Source organism: Paenibacillus sp. FSL L8-0340, from assembly GCF_038593145.1.
In the GTDB taxonomy this organism is placed as follows: domain Bacteria; phylum Bacillota; class Bacilli; order Paenibacillales; family Paenibacillaceae; genus Paenibacillus_AQ.
Window position 1 is genome coordinate 2,465,272 of record NZ_CP151967.1, and the last position, 21,693, is coordinate 2,486,964.

The 21,693-nt window shown below is 46.1% G+C and carries 16 protein-coding genes, 2 pseudogenes and 1 riboswitch; of the genes and pseudogenes, 16 read left to right on the plus strand and 2 right to left on the minus strand.

Annotated elements, in window-relative coordinates; all coding sequences use genetic code 11:
* Nucleotides 1-13: 13 nt before the first annotated feature.
* Nucleotides 14-793 carry an SDR family oxidoreductase gene (locus NST07_RS10885; protein WP_038589173.1) on the minus strand — a complete coding sequence of 260 codons (780 nt, stop codon included), beginning with the start codon at nucleotides 791-793 and terminating at the stop codon, nucleotides 14-16.
* Between the two features lie 228 nt (nucleotides 794-1,021).
* On the opposite strand from NST07_RS10885, the gene NST07_RS10890 reads away from it, so the two are divergent.
* The 5 genes from NST07_RS10890 (at nucleotide 1,022) to NST07_RS10910 (ending at nucleotide 13,203) form a co-directional block, all read left to right on the plus strand.
* Nucleotides 1,022-1,702 carry a TetR/AcrR family transcriptional regulator gene (locus tag NST07_RS10890; protein ID WP_341091605.1) on the plus strand — a complete coding sequence of 227 codons (681 nt, stop codon included), beginning with the start codon at nucleotides 1,022-1,024 and terminating at the stop codon, nucleotides 1,700-1,702.
* A gap of 270 nt (nucleotides 1,703-1,972) precedes the next feature.
* A riboswitch (cyclic di-GMP riboswitch) is annotated at nucleotides 1,973-2,066 on the plus strand.
* Between the two features lie 51 nt (nucleotides 2,067-2,117).
* Nucleotides 2,118-4,250 carry an S-layer homology domain-containing protein gene (locus NST07_RS10895; protein WP_341091606.1) on the plus strand — a complete coding sequence of 711 codons (2,133 nt, stop codon included), beginning with the start codon at nucleotides 2,118-2,120 and terminating at the stop codon, nucleotides 4,248-4,250.
* A gap of 25 nt (nucleotides 4,251-4,275) precedes the next feature.
* Nucleotides 4,276-11,685 (plus strand): polymorphic toxin-type HINT domain-containing protein, encoded by a 7,410-nt coding sequence (locus tag NST07_RS10900; protein WP_342481541.1) that lies wholly within the window; start codon nucleotides 4,276-4,278, stop codon nucleotides 11,683-11,685.
* A 27-nt stretch (nucleotides 11,686-11,712) separates the two neighbouring features.
* The gene (locus NST07_RS10905) at nucleotides 11,713-12,042 is read left to right on the plus strand and encodes a hypothetical protein (protein WP_342481542.1); all 330 of its coding nucleotides are present in this window, start codon (nucleotides 11,713-11,715) and stop codon (nucleotides 12,040-12,042) included.
* A 546-nt stretch (nucleotides 12,043-12,588) separates the two neighbouring features.
* Nucleotides 12,589-13,203: a helix-turn-helix domain-containing protein gene (locus NST07_RS10910; RefSeq protein WP_342481543.1), complete on the plus strand. Its 615-nt coding sequence runs from the start codon at nucleotides 12,589-12,591 to the stop codon at nucleotides 13,201-13,203.
* 372 nt (nucleotides 13,204-13,575) lie between these two features.
* Here NST07_RS10910 and NST07_RS10915 read toward each other — a convergent pair whose 3' ends face one another.
* Nucleotides 13,576-13,776: a helix-turn-helix transcriptional regulator gene (locus NST07_RS10915; RefSeq protein ID WP_138754418.1), complete on the minus strand. Its 201-nt coding sequence runs from the start codon at nucleotides 13,774-13,776 to the stop codon at nucleotides 13,576-13,578.
* A gap of 172 nt (nucleotides 13,777-13,948) precedes the next feature.
* Here NST07_RS10915 and NST07_RS10920 point away from each other — a divergent pair, with 172 nt between their 5' ends.
* The 11 genes and pseudogenes from NST07_RS10920 to NST07_RS10970 all read left to right on the plus strand — a co-directional run.
* Nucleotides 13,949-14,725, plus strand: coding sequence for a recombinase family protein (locus NST07_RS10920; protein ID WP_342481544.1), 777 nt, complete (start codon nucleotides 13,949-13,951; stop codon nucleotides 14,723-14,725).
* A gap of 121 nt (nucleotides 14,726-14,846) precedes the next feature.
* The gene (locus NST07_RS10925) at nucleotides 14,847-16,085 is read left to right on the plus strand and encodes an IS110 family transposase (RefSeq protein WP_342481545.1); all 1,239 of its coding nucleotides are present in this window, start codon (nucleotides 14,847-14,849) and stop codon (nucleotides 16,083-16,085) included.
* Between the two features lie 52 nt (nucleotides 16,086-16,137).
* Nucleotides 16,138-16,815 carry a polymorphic toxin-type HINT domain-containing protein gene (locus tag NST07_RS10930; protein ID WP_342481937.1) on the plus strand — a complete coding sequence of 226 codons (678 nt, stop codon included), beginning with the start codon at nucleotides 16,138-16,140 and terminating at the stop codon, nucleotides 16,813-16,815.
* 5 nt (nucleotides 16,816-16,820) lie between these two features.
* On the plus strand, nucleotides 16,821-17,366 hold the full coding sequence (locus NST07_RS10935; protein ID WP_038589198.1) for a hypothetical protein: 546 nt from the start codon (nucleotides 16,821-16,823) through the stop codon (nucleotides 17,364-17,366).
* A 358-nt stretch (nucleotides 17,367-17,724) separates the two neighbouring features.
* Nucleotides 17,725-17,901: a hypothetical protein gene (locus NST07_RS10940; RefSeq protein ID WP_341091609.1), complete on the plus strand. Its 177-nt coding sequence runs from the start codon at nucleotides 17,725-17,727 to the stop codon at nucleotides 17,899-17,901.
* Nucleotides 17,902-18,076: 175 nt separating this feature from the next.
* A complete protein-coding gene (locus NST07_RS10945; RefSeq protein WP_341378087.1) occupies nucleotides 18,077-18,988 on the plus strand; it encodes a hypothetical protein in 912 nt (303 codons plus the stop codon).
* Between the two features lie 93 nt (nucleotides 18,989-19,081).
* Nucleotides 19,082-19,384 (plus strand): hypothetical protein, encoded by a 303-nt coding sequence (locus tag NST07_RS10950; RefSeq protein WP_341091613.1) that lies wholly within the window; start codon nucleotides 19,082-19,084, stop codon nucleotides 19,382-19,384.
* 162 nt (nucleotides 19,385-19,546) lie between these two features.
* Nucleotides 19,547-20,461, plus strand: coding sequence for a class I SAM-dependent methyltransferase (locus tag NST07_RS10955; protein ID WP_341091615.1), 915 nt, complete (start codon nucleotides 19,547-19,549; stop codon nucleotides 20,459-20,461).
* A 181-nt stretch (nucleotides 20,462-20,642) separates the two neighbouring features.
* A pseudogene (locus tag NST07_RS10960) lies at nucleotides 20,643-21,137 on the plus strand (TetR/AcrR family transcriptional regulator).
* A gap of 24 nt (nucleotides 21,138-21,161) precedes the next feature.
* Nucleotides 21,162-21,530: a DUF4180 domain-containing protein gene (locus NST07_RS10965; RefSeq protein WP_342481546.1), complete on the plus strand. Its 369-nt coding sequence runs from the start codon at nucleotides 21,162-21,164 to the stop codon at nucleotides 21,528-21,530.
* Nucleotides 21,531-21,552: 22 nt separating this feature from the next.
* A pseudogene (locus NST07_RS10970) lies at nucleotides 21,553-21,635 on the plus strand (formylglycine-generating enzyme family protein); the annotation flags it as partial.
* Nucleotides 21,636-21,693 lie beyond the last annotated feature (58 nt).

Genomic DNA, 21,693 nt, shown 5'->3' on the forward strand with positions numbered 1-21,693 from the left:
TGTTCATTATACGCTATTTTGGGGCAAGCATGTTTCCAACAATCCGCAGACTCTGCTTTCGGGTAACGAATCTGGACAACTGTGCTCCGAGGTAATTTTGCGAGCCTGGAACAGTGTATATCTTCTTTTTCGCGAGTGAGCGCAGCGCAGTCTCAACTACCTGCTGTGGAGTTGCTTTCTTCCCGACTGAAGCATCCTCCGTCCCCACGACGGTGAAGAAAGCTGTATCTGTAGAACCGGGGCAAAGTGCAAAGAACTGGACTCCACGGTCACGATTCTCCCACCATAATGCGTCTGTAAAGGACAAGACAAAAGCTTTGGTTGCCCCATACACAGCCATATAGGGGAGCGGCTGAAATCCTGCGGTGGACGATACATTGATCACAGTACCAGAGCTTCTGCGCAGCATATCCGGCAAGAATAAATGAGTCATATTTACGACGGCAGCAACATTCAACATAATCTCCTCATGCTGCCGCTGGCCTGAGATTTGCTCGAACCTCCCATGAGTGGCAAATCCGGCATTATTGACCAGCAGCTCAATCTCAAGTTTCAACAGCTGGCATTGCTGGAACAATTCGCTTGGTGCACTTGCTTCCGTAAGATCCATAGCTATGACTTTGACCTTGATGTTATAGCTTCTTTCGAGCTCCGCTGCCAAGTCATCGAGTTTGTTCTTAGATCTGGCTACGAGAACCAGATGACTTCCTTGTTTAGCCAGCTGTATTGCGAATTGTTCGCCAATACCGGAAGAGGCACCCGTGACTAGCGACCATTTTCCTTGAATATTCATAAAATTATTCCTCCTATTAAAACGATGTATTCGTTAGGAAACGTTGTTTCCTGTTGAAATCATAGTAACCCGCTGGCTGGAGAAAGTCAAACCTTCTTTTTTAAAAATTTGCAAGAAGATATGTGTATGTATGATTGACTTTGTGGAATCGACTGTATAGAATGCGTGGTATATGATTGGAAACTGCGTTTCCCGAGAATAACAACATAAATAAAGAAGGCGATTAAGTTGAATGAACCTAATAATTTTGCTGACGCAAGCAATAGAAAGCTGACAACCTACCAGGAAGCCCGCTTACAGAACACAGCTAGTCTTCGTCAACTCGTAGTTGATGCAGCAGCCTTTATTCTTCAGGAAGAAGGGCCGGAAGCTGTCACCGTGCGAAAAGTAGCTCAGAAGATGGGTTGCTCGACCAAGATCATCTATAGTCTGTTTGCTAATAAAGAAGGTTTAGCCCAGCAATTATATCTGGAGGGCTGCAAAATACTCTCGAGCGAATTTGAGAGTGCTTCACAGTCAGAGGATCTGCAGCAGTATTTAATTAATCTGGCAGAAGTGTATTGGGAATTTGGCCAGCGCTACACCAGCTACTATAAATTGATGTTTGGGGGAGCATTTGCCGATTTCAAACCGGATGAGCAGAGTATGAAAGGCACTGTTACTGCTATGCGGCGCTTGTTGTCCGTGATTGTCAGCGCTCAAGAGCAAGGCCTAATCGCCGGTGATTCAAATGCGGAATTTATTGTAGGTACGATTTGGTCCTCTCTTCACGGAGTGATTCACCTGCACATAGGAGGACATTTGGGAAGTGTCGCAGCGTCGCACGCAGTGTATAAAGGAACGGTAGCTCTGCTTGCAAACTCGCTGTTTGCACCTGCAGCCGCAGCCAAGCATTTAAAGCAGGAGTAATTAGTGAAATCCTTTATATAGGTCCTGGGTTCGAATCCTGAGAGTCTATAACACAATTAAACGGCAGAGATGCCGTTTTTTTGTTTCTATATTTGTTGTAAATCTTTACAAATGCCGAAGAACGAAGCCTATTTCTGAAAAAAGGAAAAGATATATAAGTAAGGGAGAACTAGGACTTATTAATTTTATAGGGATAAATTCCGATAAAGAAAGAGTCCTGTACATCTAAAGTCACACTTGTATACCCATAACGGGACAGAAAAACCGAGTTTGAAACAAAGGCAAATCCGTACGAAAGTCGGAGACGCAAAGCCACGGGTCTACTTCATCCAAAGGAGGATGTTAAGACAGCCGGGCCGCTCAAGGCACTTGGTTTTTTGGCGTGCCTACAAATAGCGCTAGGGGAGAGAAGTAAATGAGGTTTATTAGGAAAGGGAAGTTTTCGCGGATGGTTGTTTCCGCAGTGGCGGTGAGTTTGCTTGTGGGCCTGATTAGCGGCGGCCTTAGCATGAAGCAGGTTTTGGCTGCCGGGACCGATCCGGGTAGAACGGACTATAACGTATCCGGTAACCGGATCGTATGGCTGGAAGCAGGGGCCGATGGGGTGAAGCAGGTTCACGCGATGAATCAGGCCAGTGGTGCCAGCACTGTTCTTACATCGGGTTCATCCGCCAAGGATGCGCCTTATGTGAGCGGCAACGTTGCAGTGTGGGCCGACAAAGGAACAGAGCAGGAGTCTTCACTGAACTGGGATATTTACACTGCCGATCTTGAGACGGGTACCCGAAGAAAGCTTAACAAACAGTCTGGCACATATGGCAATCCGACTACGGATGGAGCCGGTGTAGTCTGGTACGAGCGCAAAAATTACGGCAGCATGATCTATCATGATCTGGCTACGGGTGTTGAAGCCGACCTTGGCGAAGGACGTTTCCCGGTGCTGGCCGGCGGCAATGTGGTGTATAAGAATGCCCGTGACGGGGGGCTCAGTCTGCTCCATTTGAAAAGCGGAGCTACGCGTGCACTTGTTAGTCTGGGCGGAGCAAGCTATGTGGACTGGTTTGTTTTTAACGGCAGCGATGTGCTGTTTAAGCAAAAAAATGGGTCTTCCGAGAGCAAATATGTGATTCTGAATATCAAGGATCTGACTGCTCTGCCTGTGGATCTCACCGAGATGAAGCCTGGAGGAACCCAGTATGCCTTCATGTCGATAGGTGAAGGGCAGGCAGTTTTTCAAGAGGAGAGGGACGGTGCTGCCACATTGCAGCAAGTGAACCTTTCTACATATGCAGTGAAATCACTGCCAGCAATAGAGCCCGGAACGAAGCTGATCGGCATTACCGGGGATAAGCTGCTTTACAGCAAGAAGGATGACTACATAGAGTCGATTGACCTGAAGGAAGGATCAACCCCTCCGAGTCCGGGAGCCACTCCAAGTCCAGCGGTAACCCCAACCCCAGGAACGACTCCAACTCCAGGGACAACCTCAAATCCAGGTGCAGTTCCAAATCCAGGCGCAGATCCGAACCCGGGTTCAACCCCGGAAGTGAAGACCCCTGTAGTAACCGGAGCCAAGGACAGTCAGGTTATCGGAAGTGCTGGAGGTACTTTGTCTGTACTGAATGGCTGGGCACGGCTGGAGATTTCAGCAGGAACCTTCCCTGACAATACCACTGTAAGCTTGGCCCAAGCTGAGCTGGAGAAAGAAGTACTGCTCGACGCAACCGGCAAAAAGCTGCTGAAGGCAGGTTCTGCGTGGCAGGTGCAAGCGAGTGCTCCGTTCCTGATGCCGGCCAAGCTGACGGTAAGGTACCCGAAGGAAGCGCCTTGGACGACAGGCCGTGAGAAGCTTGGAATCTATAGCAACGATCCGGCAAAAGGCATATGGAACTATATTGGCGGAGTGACTGCGGCGGAAGACGCCGTTGTTCAATCCAGAATTACAGCTTCTGGACTATATGCGGTAATGCTACGCGGAGCTGAATTCACAGATATGTCAGGCCACTGGGCGCAGCAAGCAGTAGAGGTGCTGGGGGCTAGGGGGATTGTAAACGGGATGAACGGAACGGCTTATGCGCCAAAAGGGATCCTGACCCGGGCTGAATTCACCAAGCTGCTGGCAGCAACTCTTGGATTGCAGCCGCAGCGGCCGGAGACGCCGGCTTTCCGTGATGTTTCAGCTGCGAACTGGTCCTACCCTTATGTGGAAGCAGCTGCAGCGGCAGGAATCGTAACGGGAGAAGGTGGACTTTTTCACGGTAATGATCCGCTGACCCGTGAACAGATGATGGTGATGCTGATGCGGGCAATAGACAGCACTATCGGCAGCCGGGCTTCTGCTGCAGAATCTGCCAAGCTTGCAGCTGAATTGGGCGGATATAAGGACAACGGCAGCGTTAGCAGTTGGGCAAGGGATTCCGTAGCTGCGGCGGTAGGCAAGAAGCTGGTGCAGGGTAACGGACAGCTTTTGAAGCCTAAAGATTCATCAACGAGAGCAGAAGCAGCGGTCGTGATGTACAAGCTGCTGGCTGAGCTGAAATTACTCTAACTTACAACGGATAGGAGATCAAATCATGAAATTCGGAGCGCTCAAAAGGAAGTGGCGCGGCGGCAGCTTGAAGGCGCGTTTTAACCTCATGCTTGCTTTGCTGTTGGTCATTTCTTATATTCCCATCCTTCCAGGTCTGGATAAGCTCATCTCTCCGGCCTATGCAGCTACCAATATGCGGATTGAACCCAGTGAACTTAACCCGGAATCGGGAAAATCGGTTAAAATCTCCTTTAGCTTCAACGCGGCCGACAACGGTCAGGAGTATCATAAAACGAATATCAGCCTCTGTACTCCGCAGCGGGACGGATCGTCCCCGCTCCTCGGGGATCTGATTAAGAGCGGTGAATATCCAACGAAGCTGAACGGCCAATATATCGTTCATGAGTATGAATGGGACGGGAAAATCGGCGGTGTACCGCTGGATGAAGGGCGTTACAACATCTGTATCTCCCCTGCCGAGTATAACGGTGTTGGCGTGTACTACGGGCAGATCGCCAGCTTTGAAATCCTTGGGGGCGATGAATTGCCTCCTCCGGCAGCTTTGCAGATCAAACCTGCTGCTGCAGGACAATCTGTGGTTTCAGGAACTGCTGAACCAGGGGCCCAGCTGGAAGTGGAACTTTATTATCCGTCCAGTGGGGAAAAACGGCTGTACTCTAATATTGCTGCCAACAGCGCAGGACAATGGAGTGAACAGATCGGGCTAACGCTGGGCAAAGCCGTGCATATCACGGCAAGAGCGAAAGAGGAAGGTAAGTACTCTGGAGTTTCGGAGCCGCTCGCAGTGCTGCGTGCGCCTATGCCTGCTTTTTCACTCAGCTGGGAGGCGCTGGCAGCCTATTATTATAAGCTGGATACTGTTCAGGCCATGCAGGAGAAGGCTCAGGACATTGCAGTATTGAATCAGTCTGCAACCTCTGCGGGAACAATCAGCGGCCTGACCTCCATTCTGCTGGCCAATCCGCAAACCAGCCGGGCTATAAACAGCGGGGATCTGCCGCAGTTTACGGAAGCAGCACTTCAGGATAGGCTGCGGATTGTGAACCCGTCCGGACAGGCACCGGTTGATCCGGCCCGGGGAGATTTTGTCTACTCCAGTGATTCAATCTCGCTGCAGGCGTTGATGCCGCTGCAATTCGGCCTGAACTATTTAAGCCGTGACCCTTATACAGGTGTAAGTGGATTAGGGTGGCATCACAGCTATGAATGGAAGCTGACTGCGGTAGAAGACGGCAAGGTAGAAGTGATGAGCCCGGATGGCTCGCGTTTTGAGTACGTACCTTTGTCGGGAGGAGAGTATCTGACACCGCGCGGCACGGACTGGACGCTGAGTGCTCCGTCAGCAGGGGTGTATACTCTATCATCACCTCAAGGCGATCTCTACCGGTTCAATGCAGAGGGGCTGCTGCAGTCCATTACGGATTTGAACGGGAATAAGATCACTTTTGCTTATCAGGGTACGAAGCTGGCAACGGTCAGTACAGCCGGGGCTTCTCTGAGCTTAAGCTACGACGGAGCAGGAAAGCTGATGACTGCAAGTGATCCAACCGGCCGCCAAATGTCATTTCATTATGACCCGGCCACTGGGGACCTGACCTCGATTACTGATGTGGATGGAGCTATAACCAAGCTTACCTATGATAACAAGCACCATGTGCTTAGTGTTACGGATGCCAAAGGGACCGCCACGATGAGTGTGACCTATGATGACCATCAACGCGTGACCGGCTTTACCGATTTTTACGGGCAGACAAGTTCATCCAGCTATGAAGGGCGCGTAGCTCCAGTAGTTCGGGGAGAGGTGTCTGATGGCGGAGAGACTGGGATAAATCCTGCAAACGGACGGGATATTCCGGACTCGGATGAAGTGATTTTGTCCGGTACGATGCATAATCTTGCCCATGCACCTGCATACCGGCAGGTTGCCGGGCTGAAGCCGCTCATCGCTGACTATCTGGCGGGCAGCATCGGAGCCATCGAGAACAAACGGGATGGCTTCATTACTTCTGCGGTTGCCGCTCCAGGCGGGATTGCTGCCATCCAAAGTGCAATTGCGGCCAGCAGTACATCCCCGGCAGTTGTCAGTTCGGGTCATTTAAATCTTGAAGAAAGCGTAACATTCGGGTCGCCGAACAAGCCTGTGGTGCTGATCGTGGATGGTATGAATACGAACCGGGATATTACCGTGCGTGTGTACGGTACGCTGATTCTGAAGCAGGGACTTAATGCCAATACCAAGCTTGCACTGGATGTGCAGAAGGTTCAAGGTTTGTACGGCAATCTGTGGTCGGGCGGAACGATTCATCTCAACAATGATTCTTCCGTAACTGTGGGGGATACGCTGCAAACGGGCAGTTTGACCTATAACAGCGGCGGGCTGACCATCTATGCACAGCGGATATTGATTGCCGGAGACTTGTCCATTAACACTAGGGTGGAAATGAATATCGCCCAGGAGATGGTCATTGGCGGGATCGTATCCAACAACCAGACGGCGAATCTAACCGTGTCCGGCGGCGATCTGTTCGTTCGTGACAACGTCAGTGTTAACAATAATCTGAATGTGCAGACGGGCGGTCTATTCGTCCTTGGCGGAGACATGACTCCGAACCAGACTCCTGTTGTTCATACGGGAGTGGGAGCAGGCAAGACCATTTTGACCTACTCGGAAAGCGGAGCAAGCGATGTGAATTCCGGGAATGCCAGAACGGTGAGTGCTGCCGGATTGGCCTCTTCCATCGCTACTACTGCGAATAAAACAACGTGGACCAATGCGCTTGATCAAGATACTGCTTATGTATGGAATAATAATTTCCAAGTCGTTCAGCGGCAAGCGGCGAATGGCTCGATCGTTAAATATAGCTATGACAGCAGTGACCGGGTAACCGCGATCATAGACGCTAACGGCAATAAAGAAAAATTGGCATATGACGAGCGCGGCAATGTTACTCAGCTGACAGATGAGAATGGTACTTCCACCCTCACACGTTATAACGCCTTGAACCGTCCGGTTGAGAAGATCGATGCCCTCGGCAACCCTTCCACCTACGATTATGATACCGCAGGCAATCTTGTCACAAGTACGGATGCCCTCGGCAGCACTGTCACCATTGTCAGAGACAGTGCAGGGGTTCCGGTCTCCATAACCGATGCCGAAGGGCATACCACAGCATATATCAATGATGCTGCCGGGTTCGCACAGGAAATTAAGGACCCGAGCGGATATACGACAGTGATTGAACGTGATACCCTGCACCGCACCACCCAAGTGGCAGATGCCGATGGCAAGCTGCAAGGTGTCGAATATGACAAGAAGGACCGTGCCGTTTCCATAACCAACGCACTTGGCCAGACGAGCACGGTCACTTTTGACGCAAATGGCAATGTGGAAGAACAAACGGATGAAGCCGGGACAAAGACCGTCAGCTCTTACCAGGTATACCGGTTAAACGGCACGAAGGACGGACTTGAGCATAGTACCAGCAATACGTATGATGCGCTTGGCCGCGTGATAGAGCAAAAAGATAAGGCGGGTGAGACAACGGCTTACAGCTACGACAGTGTCGGACAAGTAAAGGAAGTTACCGATGCTGAAGGCGGGAAGAGCACTTATACCTACGACGATAACGGAAATATGCTCACCCGGAAGGATGCCAAGGGTAACCTCACCTCCTACACCTACAGTAAACGCAATGAACTGCTGAGTGTGACCGATCCACTCGATGCCAAGACGAGTTACCGTTATGATGCGGCTGGCAATACCATCAAAGAGACGGATGCGCTGGGCAATAGCACCTATTATGACTACAATACACTGGGACAACTGGTGAAGGTAACAGATGCACTACGTGGGGTAACGGAATACCAGTACGACAAGAACGGCAATCAGATCGCCGTCATCGACCCTAATCATTCCATCTGGAAGACCAAATACGACAGCAGAGGTCTGGATGCAGGGACAATCAATCCGCTGAATGAGGAAACGGTCGTAACCCGCAATGCACGCGGACTAATGACCGGGTTCACCGATGCGGCAGGCCAGAAGACCACCTACGAATACGATGATTTGGGACGCAGTACACGGGTACGCAACGCGCTCGGGTACGAAACCTCATATGCTTATGATGCTCAAGGCAATGTAGAGAAGATCGTGGATGCGAATCAGCGTGAAACTGCTTTTACGTATGATCCGCTGGGCCGGTTAACAGATGTGAAGAATGCGGAGGGCAGCACCACCCATTACACCTATGACGCCTCCGGCAACTTGCTGGACAAAACCAATGCCCTGGGAGCAGTGACTTCCTATCACTACGATGCACTGAACCGGGTGATTGAATCAGTGAATCCGCTGCAGGAGAAGACCAGCCTTGCTTATGATAAGAACGGCAACCTGCAGAAGGTTACTGAACCGGACAGTAATACAACCGTATATGCCTATAATAAAGGCAATCAAGTGGAGCAGATTAAGTACGGTAACGATCTTACTGTAAATTACAAATATGACCTCGCGGGACGCCGTGAGTTGATGACAGACAGTACCGGAAACACAAGATATACCTATGACGCACTTAACCGGCCAACGTCGGTCATTGATCCGGACGGCAATAACGTGCGTTATGAATGGACCGCAACCGGACAGCGCAGCAGAGTGATCTATCCAGATAACTCAGTGGTTAACTATGCGTACGATAAGCTGGGCCGAATCAAGCAGGTGACGGATGCGCAGAACCAGACGACCAGCTATCAGTACGATGCAGGCGGCCGACTGACGGAGAAGCTGCTGCCGAACAACGGTCAAAGCACTTATACCTATGACGGGGTTGGACAACTGCTGGAGATGAAGCATCAGGCACCGGGCGGCGCGCTTTTGGAGCAGCTGACCTATGTCTACGATCCGGCAGGGAACAAAATACGCACGGAACGCCAGGAAGCCGGCAGCGATGAGGATAATCCGGCCGGCACACAGCGTCCGGCAGACATCTCGGATTATGCGTACGATGCGCTGAACCAACTGGTTGAAGTACAGAAGCAGAATGGTTCCAAAGTCGTCTATTCCTACGACACCGTAGGCAATCGTCTGGGCAAAGAAACAACTGAATCCGGAATTACCACCTTGGAGAGCTACACCTACGATGCGGCCAACAAGCTGACCCATTACGAAAAAGGCAGCGACTACAAGGACTACGCCTACGATAAGCGCGGCAATTTGCTGGAAGTCAGCGGGATCGACAGCGAAACGGTTTTGAGCTTGTTCACGGCGAAGGCCAATGCGCAGAAGGTTACAGTGCCGGAAAGTGTCTATTCGGATAAGGAAGTAAAAGGATTGGAAGCAGGCGGGGCCGCAGACGCAAATGCAGATGTAGATGCAGTTACCAATACAGATGCATTGTCGGAGCTGTTAGATCCGCTGTCATCGATTGCAAATCCATCCTTAAGTCCAGCAGGAACGATTCCAACCGATGAGGAAGGAGCTTCATTATCCGGCCTGCCGGAAGCAGATCTTGAATCTGGCGTCACGGAAGAGGTATACGGGGCAGACAAAGTCCTGAATCCTGACGCGCTGCTGAAGGTTGCGCAGGCAGCAGGCCCTCAGGTACTGGAGAGCAACCGCTGGGATGCATCGAACCGGCTGATCGGGAATACCAACGCGTACGGCGATATCACCACATACAAGTATGACGGTGACGGGAACCGGGTCTCCATGCGGACCACCATTGGTGACGGTGCAATTCAGGATGCCTATTTCTCAAGCAATCCTGCCGGGAACCGGGATGGCTGGGAGCCGCAATACAAGAAGCGGCAGATTGATATTTATTTTACCAATGACATCACCATGAGCATTCCACAGCCTCTTATGGCAACCGGAGCTGACGGCCAGAACTGGAAGCAGTCCTACGTCTACGGAGCCGGTGAAGAACGGATCAGCATGAGTTATTTGGTCAGCGGAGACGAGAGCAACGATTGGGAACCGGCTGATGGAGCCAGTGGTGCAGGAGCGGCGGCTGTAGCGCCGAAGACACTCTATTATCTGAGTGATGCACAGGGCAGCGTGATTGGCCTGGAAGGCCAGGACGGCAGCGTGTCAGCACGCTACCGTTACGACGAATTTGGCATAGCCGAAAACCCGGAGAAATTCGACCTGAACTGGTCCGGTCCAGACAACTTGTTCGGCTACACCAGCCTGGGCTATGATTACTACAGTGGTTACTCCCATGCGCAGGCGCGGGATTTTGACTCTAGCATTGGCCGGTTTATAAATGAGGATACGTATGAAGGTGAACTGGATGATCCGCTGAGTTTTAATTTGTATACGTATGTAAAGAATAATCCGTTGAGGTATACGGATCCGAGTGGGCATATGGCGTGGGAACCCTATGAAGTCAAGCAGCTAAGAATCATAGTGGATGAAGCTAGGGTGAAATCTAAATTCAGTACAACCAATAAGAATTATCAGGTGTACAAGGATTTCATATGGAATCACTACAACTTTTCATCTTTCATGAAGAAAAACCGCTACAATTACTTATATGGGTTGTTAACGGGAACAAGTGCCTACACGAACAGTGCCGGTAATGCAGGCTGGGCGAGAGAAGAGTTAATACGAGCGTATTATGAATCAGTAGAGGCAGAGTATGTCGCAGCTATGGCGATGGGATTTGCTACAAACGTCAGTATGCGTGGCAGTGTAGGCAACCAGAATAAGACGAAGAGCAAATCTTCATCTGGATGTAATTGCTTTGTAGCGGGTACTAAGGTTCAAACAGACGAAGGGGAGAAACCTATCGAGGAAATAGAGGTAGGGGATAAGGTTCTCGCCAAGGATGAGAATAACCCTGATGGAGAGTTGGCTTACAAGGAAGTAACAGCTTTATTCCGCAACCAACGTGATGATATTATTAAGTTGCATGTTGGAGAGCAAGTCATTGAGACGACCAATAATCATCCATTCTATGTTGAAGGAAAAGGTTGGGTACTTGCAGATGAACTTCAAGCGGGCGATAAACTCCAAAAAGCTGACGGAAACAATCTAACGATTGACAAGGTAGAGTTTGTCAAGCAAGATGAGCCTGTTACAGTTTACAATTTTGCCGTTGCTGACTACCATACGTATTATGTAACCGATTTAGGAATTTGGGTACACAATACGAATACGGGTGATTGTATTATTAAAACAGGTGACAAGACACCTGGAGGTCATTCATTTAGTGAACATGGTGCAGAACGTGCAAATGAGAGAGGGTTTTCAACTCAAACGATTGACAACATAATAAACAACAATAAAAGGAATAGGAAAAGTAAGGTTGATGACCAAGGGCGGAAAACATGGGAATATACAGATGCTCGGGGCAATAAGGTTGTAACCAACGAAAGTGGAGGAATTATATCTGTCCATTCCCCTGCTTCGGGGGGCGTGTATATTCCTAAACCTTAATATGATAATTGGAGTTGATAAGAAGAGATGAATAAGGATGTATTATTAGAATTATCAAAGAATCTAAATACTGAATATGAGATAGGGATTTGGTCAGAGACAACGGACTTCTTTGAAAGACAGGATAATATCGCAGACTTTTCTGTTAAATATGATGATGGTCAGTATAATATTGTGATTAAACCAAAAGAGTTTAACTTAAATGCGGCAAAAACCATATTCGCCTCATTAGTACGGTTTATAGAGTATAAATCGACATTCTATGTGAGGGAAGATAAAAAAGATTCATTCGTATACTACCTACTCTCTTCAACTGATAGCAAAAAAGCGTTCTTGTTTTATGTAGTTATTCAATAAGTTTGAGACCTTGAGGGCGGCAATCCTCAGGGTCTTTTTTTACCCCCACCCAGTGCCGAATGAATCGGGCGACTACGTCCATAAGAACTTAACCCTCATCACCCCCGTATGATATTCCCCTAATATGCATGTACGCACATGCAATGCTTGAATTTTATACCCTAAAACACGGTATTCCATTACGTTTGACAGGTCGATTATGGTCAGATACCACCATGATTGACCTGTTTTTTGTTATCTTCGCTTTCTCTCGGTTTTTTCAAAAATGAATTGCAACTGTAAAATACCCTGTCTCGATAGAGAGGGCGAAGGACAGAAGACGCACCTTTTCGGATGGATAGCACGACAATTCATAGTAGCGGCAGAAACGTGAAGGATTTTGATAATGTCTGCAACTGAATTGACCTTTACAGCGATTGTTACAGCGTAAGAAAGAACTCTGCTGACGAGCAGTTGACATATACAGGTAAGGCAACGTGAAGGCTAGCCGCCTTCCTGACATCATAGCCGCCGCAGGGCGGAACACTCAAGAGGAGGGCAACGAAAGTGAAAGACCTATGGTTGAAAAAGAACAATCAAGCTGCCAATAAGTATATGGATGAAGTAAGTCGAGCGAATCAGTTCACGTCCCATCACAACGGTTACCTCAAAGCACCAGTAAAGATTCTACGTTGCTTTGGCTTGAGTGCCTTTGAGAAGCTGATTCTGATGGATTTAATCGCTTATATGAGCGATAAGACGTTGTGCTACCCTACCATCGAAATGATTGCTCGTGATGTCGGATGTAGTTCCAAGTCGATAGAGCGGCATATCAAGGAACTTGATGACAAGAAGATGATTCTAGTCAGTCAAGACCGAAAGAACAATACGTATTATCTGCCGAACTATCTACATTGCCACCCGTATTTGCTAATGAGCGAAAAGACACATGAGTTTATTGGCGGTGTGAGGAAGCAAGTCAATGAACGAGAGCTGACGCTATGGGTGCGAGGGATAGTAAAGGGTGATGAGTTCAAAGCGTTTACAGCCAAACTGCAACGGCTTCATGAACATCGCTTTCCTATGGATAAGTTCGCAGAGAAGGAGATACTGGACAGCTATGCCCAGTGCCTGAAAGTGGAGTTAGCAAAGCGATTTCCGTCCGATGTGAACGAGCAATAATGGACTGTCTGTTATTTCAGCCGACTTTGTGTCCTGATAACCGTCAACCAGTCTGTTGAAGAATACAAAACAGCCGTTGTAGACAAATTGTCTGCGATTTTGACAGATTGTCGGTTATCGTGGACGGATAGTCTGCAATGAGGACACAAAGTCTGTCGTAAACAGACTGGCAGTCTCACTAATAAGATTCATTAACAAAACTCAATAAACAAGAATCAAGAGAAAAATCATTTGAATAAGAAACAGCAGACACGCCGTGGGCGGTCAGCATTTTCAGGGAGATTCTTGATTCTTGGAGGGTAAAGATGGCGGACTTCTCTTTACATGTACAGAGAGATATTCCGCTGTTGCCGCTGTGAGCGGTATGACTGCTCAATCAATCTCTATTAGTTCTTCTATCCTGACATTCAAGGTCTTACAGACGAGTTCTAATGTCTCTAAGTAGACTCTGTCAACATTGTCAGAACACAGATGGTTGATTGTGCTAGCTCGTAATCCTGTTAATCGTGCTAGTTCACGTTGAGATATTCCTTTCTGCTCTAACAACTGGCGCAACTTCACTCGAATTGCCATGCTTATCCTCCTAACGAGTAACGCTTAACCGTACTGAATTTATGAAGCAATTATATCACCGCACATGTAGAAAGTCATTGTGTGTTTCGGTTAAGCGGTATATAATGAAATTAATGATTCGGTTAAGCGTTACGGTAATCTCAATTATCGTAACGGTGGGGGAGGAAACAGCATGAATGTCATCGGTTATGTAAGAGTTTCAACGAATGGACAAGCAAAAGATGGATACAGCTTAAGCTACCAACAAGACGAAATAAGTTCGTATTGTCAGACTCAAGGATGGAATCTGATTCATGTTTATACTGATGAAGGGATTAGTGGGGCAAAGGTCGATGAGGATGCTCTTGAGGTCGACAGAATGGGCTTTCAGGACATGCTTACTGCTCTGACTTCCCAGTCCATTGATGCAGTTTTAGTGCTGAATACAAGCCGTTTATGGCGGTCAGACATCGTGAAGGTATTGGTTCATCGAGAGTTTAAGAAGTGTGGCGTGGATGTGAAGAGTATCGAACAGCCAACTTACTCCATCTATAAGAACGACCCTAGTGACTTTCTAATCAACGGATTAATGGAACTGCTAGATGCATACCAACGGCTTGAAATCAACATGAAGTTAAGCCGAGGGCGTAATAAGAAAGCCCAACAGGGCGGCTACGCAGGAGGACGGGCGGCATTTGGTTACAAAGTCCGTAAAGGACACAAGGCAATTGAAGTGAACGACAAGCAAGCCCAAGTAGTGAAGCGGCTCTTTGACATACGGGAACAGAACCCGAATTGGACGTTATCTGAAATCGCATTTCAACTGAACCAAGAAGGCTTTACGACACAGCAAGGAAAACAGTTCACGAAAGTACAAGTGAAACGGATACTTGACCGCAGAGCGTTTTACGAAGGTCAGTATCAGTACGGCGGCATTACAGCAACAGGACTACATCAAGCCATTTTATAGCGTTTATAGAGGAAGAATAGACACGCTTACCCTTCAATGTACGCCTTCGGGCGAATACTAAACAGACGATGCGGCTATTCTTTTTCCCTAAACGCTATAAAGGCTAAGGGGGATACTAAATATGAGACATCGTAAAGAGCAGTTTATCTATGTTGGCGTTGATTTACATAAGCGGACGCATACCGCAGTTGTCATTAACTGTTGGAATGAGAAGCTAAAGGTTATAGAGTTCGAGAACAAGCCATCTGCATTTCCTGCGGTGGTGAATAAGGTCAAGAAGCATGTGCATGAGGGCATGTCTGTTGTATTCGGACTTGAGGATGTGGGCGGCTATGGAAGGTCATTAGCCGTGTTCCTAGTCGAGAATCATCTCCAAGTCAAAGAGGTCAATGCCGCTCTATCTAACTGGAAGCGTAAAAGCTATGCTATGACGGAGAAACATGACAGTTGGGATGCGGAGAACATTGCCAAGCTGTTACTTGATGAACTGGACAGGTTGCCGAATGCCCACCCACAGGATGATTATTGGATTCTGAAACAGCTAGTGATGCGGCGTTACAGCCTTCGGGATACACTTGTCATGCTAAAGAATCAGCTTCACACGCAGTTAAGCAACAACTATCCAAGTTACAGCAAGTTCTTCTCCGAAGTGGACGGAAGAACAGCATTAGCCGTATGGCACGAGTACCCTTCACCTTATCTATTGGAGGGCGTGACGTTAGAAGTATTGGCAGAGTTCTTACGCAAGAACAGCCATAATGTATGCTCGACCAAGAAGGCTGCTCTTATCCTTGATAGCGTTCAAGCTGATGGGAATACGAAGCGGAGCGGTCAGGAGTATCGTGATTTCCTTGTCCGTAGCCATGTGAACCAAATTCGTGACGTTCAACGTGAAATGAGTGACGTTGAGGACAATATCCGAGACATCATGCAGAAGTTAGATTTCAAACTGAACACGTTCACTGGCATTGATAACGTTACCGCTTCGGCTATTGTGGCTAAAATCGGAGACATAAGCCGTTTTACGAGTGCAGACAAGTTAGCCAAGTATGCAGGACTAACACCAAGCCAAATGAGTAGCGGCGGTAGGGGCAAAGACCGCAACCAAAGGCAAGGAAACCGAGCATTGAACAAGATTCTATGGGGATTAGCAGTAAGGCAAGTTCATACCGCTAGAACTTCCAGTAAGCCGCTCAATCCTAAGTTCCGTGAATACTACGAGAAGCGATTGAGTGAAGGCAAAAAGAAGAAACAGGCAATCATTTGTATTATGAGAAGGCTAGTAAACAGCATCTATGGCATGATGAAATATAAAACAGAATACCGACTTGCTTCTTTACCCGAACAGGTAGCGAGTTAATGATAAAATGGTGGTAGCTGATGCCACCTTCTGTCTTCCCTGAATCAAGTTTATAACTAACGAAGGGGAGAAAAATATCGAAGACATTGAGGTCGGAGATAAGGTTCTTTCCAAGGATGAAGAGAGTGGAGAGCAGGCTTATAAGGAAGTCAAACATCTGTATCGAAATGACAAGGAAATCATCTATGAACTTACAATAGGCAACCAGGTCATTGAGACAACCGACAATCATCCTTTCTGGGTTGAAGGAAAAGGTTGGGTGCTTGCGGCTGACTTGCAGGCTGGGGATAAGCTACAGCAAAGCAACGGAAATATCTTAATGATTGACAATATCAAGATAGTCAAGCATGATAACCCAGTTAAGGTATACAACTTTACGGTTGCTAATTTCCATACCTATTTTGTAAGTGATTTGGGGATTTGGGTTCATAATACTGGTTGTGATGTAATGAGAGTCTGGGATTTAGAGGGAACGGGCGATGCAATATCAAAGAAGAATCTAAAAGACATTACTGAGAATATGAAAAAGAACGGATGGGTTGGCGACCCAATAGAGATATATCAAATGAATGGTAAAAACTTTATTGTAAATGGACATCATAGGGCTAAAGCTGCAAGGCAAGCAGGCATTGAGAATGTACCAGTTAAAATGTTAACAGAGCAGCAACTCAGAGACATTTATAAGAAAACTCCAGATCAGTTGCTTAATGATTATTATTACGGAAGGTGATTGTAATGGGTTTAGAATCATACAACTTGTTATTAGTTCCACATGACTCCCAAGTTACTATTGAAGATGATATTGTTGACTATGTGGGAGGGAAAAGAACCCCTTTTTCCAAAGCAGTTGAAGCTATTTTATCTATAAAAGGGATTCGAGCATATGTGCCACCCGATATAACAGTAAGGAAAAAGGCGGAATGTTATTATGTTTATTCAGATGTTAAAACTATTGTTGAGATCGAAATAAACGCCGGATTAGTTGAAAAGGAAGGTATAGAGGAAATTTCGGTACGTTTTGCGGTAACTAGCAATGAAGAAACATTTGAAGTGGCTGTATTTATTTGCAAGGTTTTGAATGAGCAGCTACGAATGAAAACTATTGATATGCGCCTGAAAGAGGAAATAGACTTAACAAACGACTTTCAAATAAGAAGGAGTCAGAAAGCGTTTGAGCAAAAAAAGCGGAGGTTTTACGAAATGTACTCTCTGCCCTATAATTGCATTACTGAACCTATGAACTGTGGAAAAGCATTTTTTGAAGCATTAAGGGGCAAGTAATTTGATATCGAAATAGAACTACTATAATAACCGACCTTGGGGCGACAATTCTCAAGGTCTTTCTTTTCCCCCACCCAGTGCCGAATGAACTGGGGTAGAAGTTATAACAGCCCACAATGATTATTATAATTGAGGTGTTTCAATGAAACTTAGGCATGTTCTTTTAGAAGTATATTGTGAAAACAATACTTCTCGACCTTCTTTGTGTTGAAAAGATAGAATAGGTAACCCTGGATATCATTGTTTATCTGAGAATTGTCCGAATGTTAGTTATACGTATGCTCCGCATGAACTTGCTTACTCAGGAGAATTTGGGGTAGTACCCGACTCAAAAGCATGGATTGGATTAGGAGGCGAAATGTTCCCTGTTGACAAAGATGAAAATATGGAAGTTGAATTCAAAGAATTATGGGAACGTATATGTAGGCAGAAAATTCAGGAAGCCTACGAGGAGTACATGAAACAAGTTGATGAATATGAAAATAATATATTTAGTTTTTATTGTAGACAGATTACATTTGAAGTTTTAGTGTAATGTTCATTTTTGCCAAATTACTCAGAATTCCTTGACTGTGAATAGAGCCTTAGCAGTCTATTGCACCAAATTCAAAACAAAGCAGTAGGCGTAGGACGAAATATTTCAGTACATTGAATTTTTTATAACCACAAATGAATTCAGGGTGCTGTTCTATTCGAATGGGAGGGGAAGTATGGTGAAGATAGCTATAAACGTTGACCGGCAACTGGATGAAGAGACCTATCATTTAGTGGAAGGCCTTGCAAAAACAAGAAGAATGAAAAGAGATGTCAAGATACTTTCTAGTATGGTTCCAGATAAAGATATGGGGGTTGACGGCGAATTTTATTATAATCCATTAGATTTTCCAGAGTCTGGACAGAGCGTAGATCCATCCGTTGTTGATTATAATGCTCCGCCCAGTTGTCAACCGGACCTCTGGTTGCATTGGAAACCAACCAAAGATCGTAAGCAAATCATATGGACCTCCAGTGAACAAACGGTAAATATTGTGGAATGGCTGGTTTATTTGGTTCAAAAGGTCTTTGGGCCCAAAGGTTACTCCTTGAGTGGAGATGCACAAGTAACCGGGTCTATAAGGATCAGGATAGAGAACAATGAGATATTTGTAAACGACAGAGCTATAAACGCCATGGAAATTTTGATGAACATTATAGTGTCCAATATGAGGATGGATTTGAATACATCGGTTTTACCTGGACGAATACTTAAGATGGAGATGTCTCCTGGTGAGAAATGGGCTATCGAGGTCGAAGACACCCGTTCCGAAGTGAGGACTGTATTGTCTTCAGTTGAGAACGAGATTACTTTGGTACAGCAGTGTAATGATGTTTTATTCAGTTATTCTGGCCATCTCCAATTAGATAGTGAGGCTATTGAAATTCATTGGAGTGATGACGGCAGTAGATCCGCGGTTTTCCTGAACGGTTTTCTTGTGACTGTTTATGACTTGGCAAACCAAAGAATGATCAAATCCACGCTGAACGGAGGTGAGTTGATTCCAGTTCCTGCAAAGTGTTTTGTAAAGGGTATTATTGGAAATATAGGACAAGTAATCAGTATAAACATACGCACAAATCGATAAGGGATTTTTAATATATTCTATGCCTAGATAATGTGTATGTACCAATGGAGGAAGAGTACGCGGCTGAAATGACTGGAAAGTGGGGTGGATTCTATGAGTGATGAAATTCAATTAGAAAAGGAAATATCAACTCTCATATTAAATATTCTTCTGTATATAAGAACGAATAGGGAGTTGCCGGAAGAAAGTATAAGAGAGCTACTGGGTTTTTTAGAGGCACTAAGAAAATTCACTAAAGGAAGACATGAAATATCTAAACCTTTGGCGTATCAATTGTTCTACCTTTACACAACAGGTGTAAGTCAAGCTGCTCATAACAAGGATTCAGATAGTACTATACTTACGGAGTTATACATGGGCATTGTTGCCGTATTTAGTGATATTCTTTATCAATAATCAAATTTGCTAGATAGATTGAACTTAAAACTTGGATGATCAAATTTATCATTGACAAAATAATTTATTTATGCTATAATTTACATATCCGAATTTAACGTTTATAATAAGATTCTCCTGGCCAGGGGGAGTCTTATTTTTGTTTATGCGGAGGGTGATTGTATGAAGACAAATGAGTCCAGTGTAACTTCCTTAATCTCAGCATTTGGTCGAGCCTATCATAGTAAATATGACACACCCAAAATTTTCGATGATTTTATTGCCAAAGATTTAATTACGGCCAAAGAATTTGCAGACATCAGCGAGAATATGATCCAAGGCATATCCTTTTTTAACCAGGAGATTGCTCAAAAATATCAAGAGGACCCGGATGAAATTTTAAAATGGATTACACAAGTCCAGCTTTCTCCAACGCCTTTAGCACGGGCAGCATACTGTGAACAAGTATTCCTGAATGAAGCGATACTCGGATTAAAACAGTATGTTATCCTTGGAGCCGGGCTAGATACCTTTTGTTTCCGGCATCCAGAATTGGAAAACAAAGTGGAAATCTTCGAACTGGATCATCCGGCTACACAGGAGTTGAAGAGGAAGAGGTTGGAAGAAGCTAATTTAACGATCCCTATTAATCTTCATTTTGTTCCTATGGATTTTACTAAACAGTTTTCTTATCAGCATCTGATAGAGGCGGGATTTGACAGCACAAAAACGTTCTTTAGTCTCTTGGGAGTTTCTTATTATTTAACGAAAGAGGAAATTTCGAACCTGATCCATCATTTATTTGCCAACGTCCCGTCAGGCAGCTCAATAGTCCTTGATTATGCAGACGACAGACTGTTTGAAGAAAAAGGGAGTTCTAATAGAGTAGAAAATATGGTGAAAATGGCTTCGGTAGCCGGAGAGCCTATGAAATCAGGCTTCGCGTATGCGGAAATGGAGAAGCTGCTGGAGAGCGCAGGCTTACTAATCTACGAGCATCTATCACCGGCTGAGATCAATGACCGTTTCTTCAGTCACCGGACGGATTATTTGTCTGCTTTTGAGACGATTCATTATCTCCATGCGATAAAAAAATAATTGATCAATGACCGCAGGCTTAGGAAAGAGACCGCATTCCTTGGGATTGCGGTCTCTTTCTATATGTCCAGCTGAATAGTTAACTCATGATCCCCCCCAGGGTTTGACAAAATGCTAAATCATTAAGTACATTTTATTTATTCCGACTGTTCAGTATAAATAAAACAAGCAAGGAGAACATATGCCCAAACTAGGGATGGAACCCACTCGCCGGGCTGAGGTTATCATACCTGACGATCGAAGCGGAAATTGCAAACACCATGACAGCCGGGGATATGCTCGATGTTACACTGAAGTATATCTTACCGCCAGCCCGTAATGACACGGGAGAGCAGATTAATGTATCGCAGCTGGATGGAATTGAAAAGATGCATATTCCGTATTCAGCTCAAGGCAGGCTGTTTATTCAGTTTTTTTCGAAAGCTGTCTTGGACCGTAATTTACAGGAAGTTGTGTCCAGCAGTTATCTGGCTGATGTCCATGCATCGCAAAGATCTTTGATTACGGCAACAAGGCGGGACAAATGACTGTAGAGGATGCGCAAAGCGCTGCCTATGGGCTGCTGGCTATGGTAGTAGGACTAAGCTTCTTCAGAGTAGCGGACATACCGCCAAGCCGCAGCGAAGACAACCGGTACATTTGCGAGGAGTATGTCAGAAGGTTCACCAAGCATTGAATATGCAATCTTAGGAGGACAATTATGAATGTAGCAAAGGTAGAAGCAGGTGGCGTAGATATTGCTGTTGTGAGCAGCAGCGATGTATTAATTGGGGATGTGCAGTCAGCGCTGGATTTTATAGCTACCGTACGATATGAAACGGACTGTGACCGTATCGTTCTGAACCAATCCAATGTAAGCGACAGCTTTTTCGACTTGAAAACACGCCTGGCTGGCGAGATCCTGCAGAAGTTCATTAATTATCAAGTGAAGCTTGCGCTGGTTGGTGATTTTTCCGTGTATACCAGCCAAAGCCTTAAAGATTTCATCTATGAATGTAACCATGGGAATGACTTCTTATTCATGCCAACCGAACAACAAGCGATTCAAAAGTTAAGCACGCTGAAGTAAAAGATAGATCGGAAGTGGAGTCAGAGGTTGTGGAGCAACCTGCCCCGCCGCAGTCACCCTACGTTTTTCATTGACGATCTCGGATTTCGTATTCCCAGATCCTAAAAAAGGCGGAAACCCCCCCCTAGAAATAAATCGGATCAACCATAGTGTCTCCAATTAT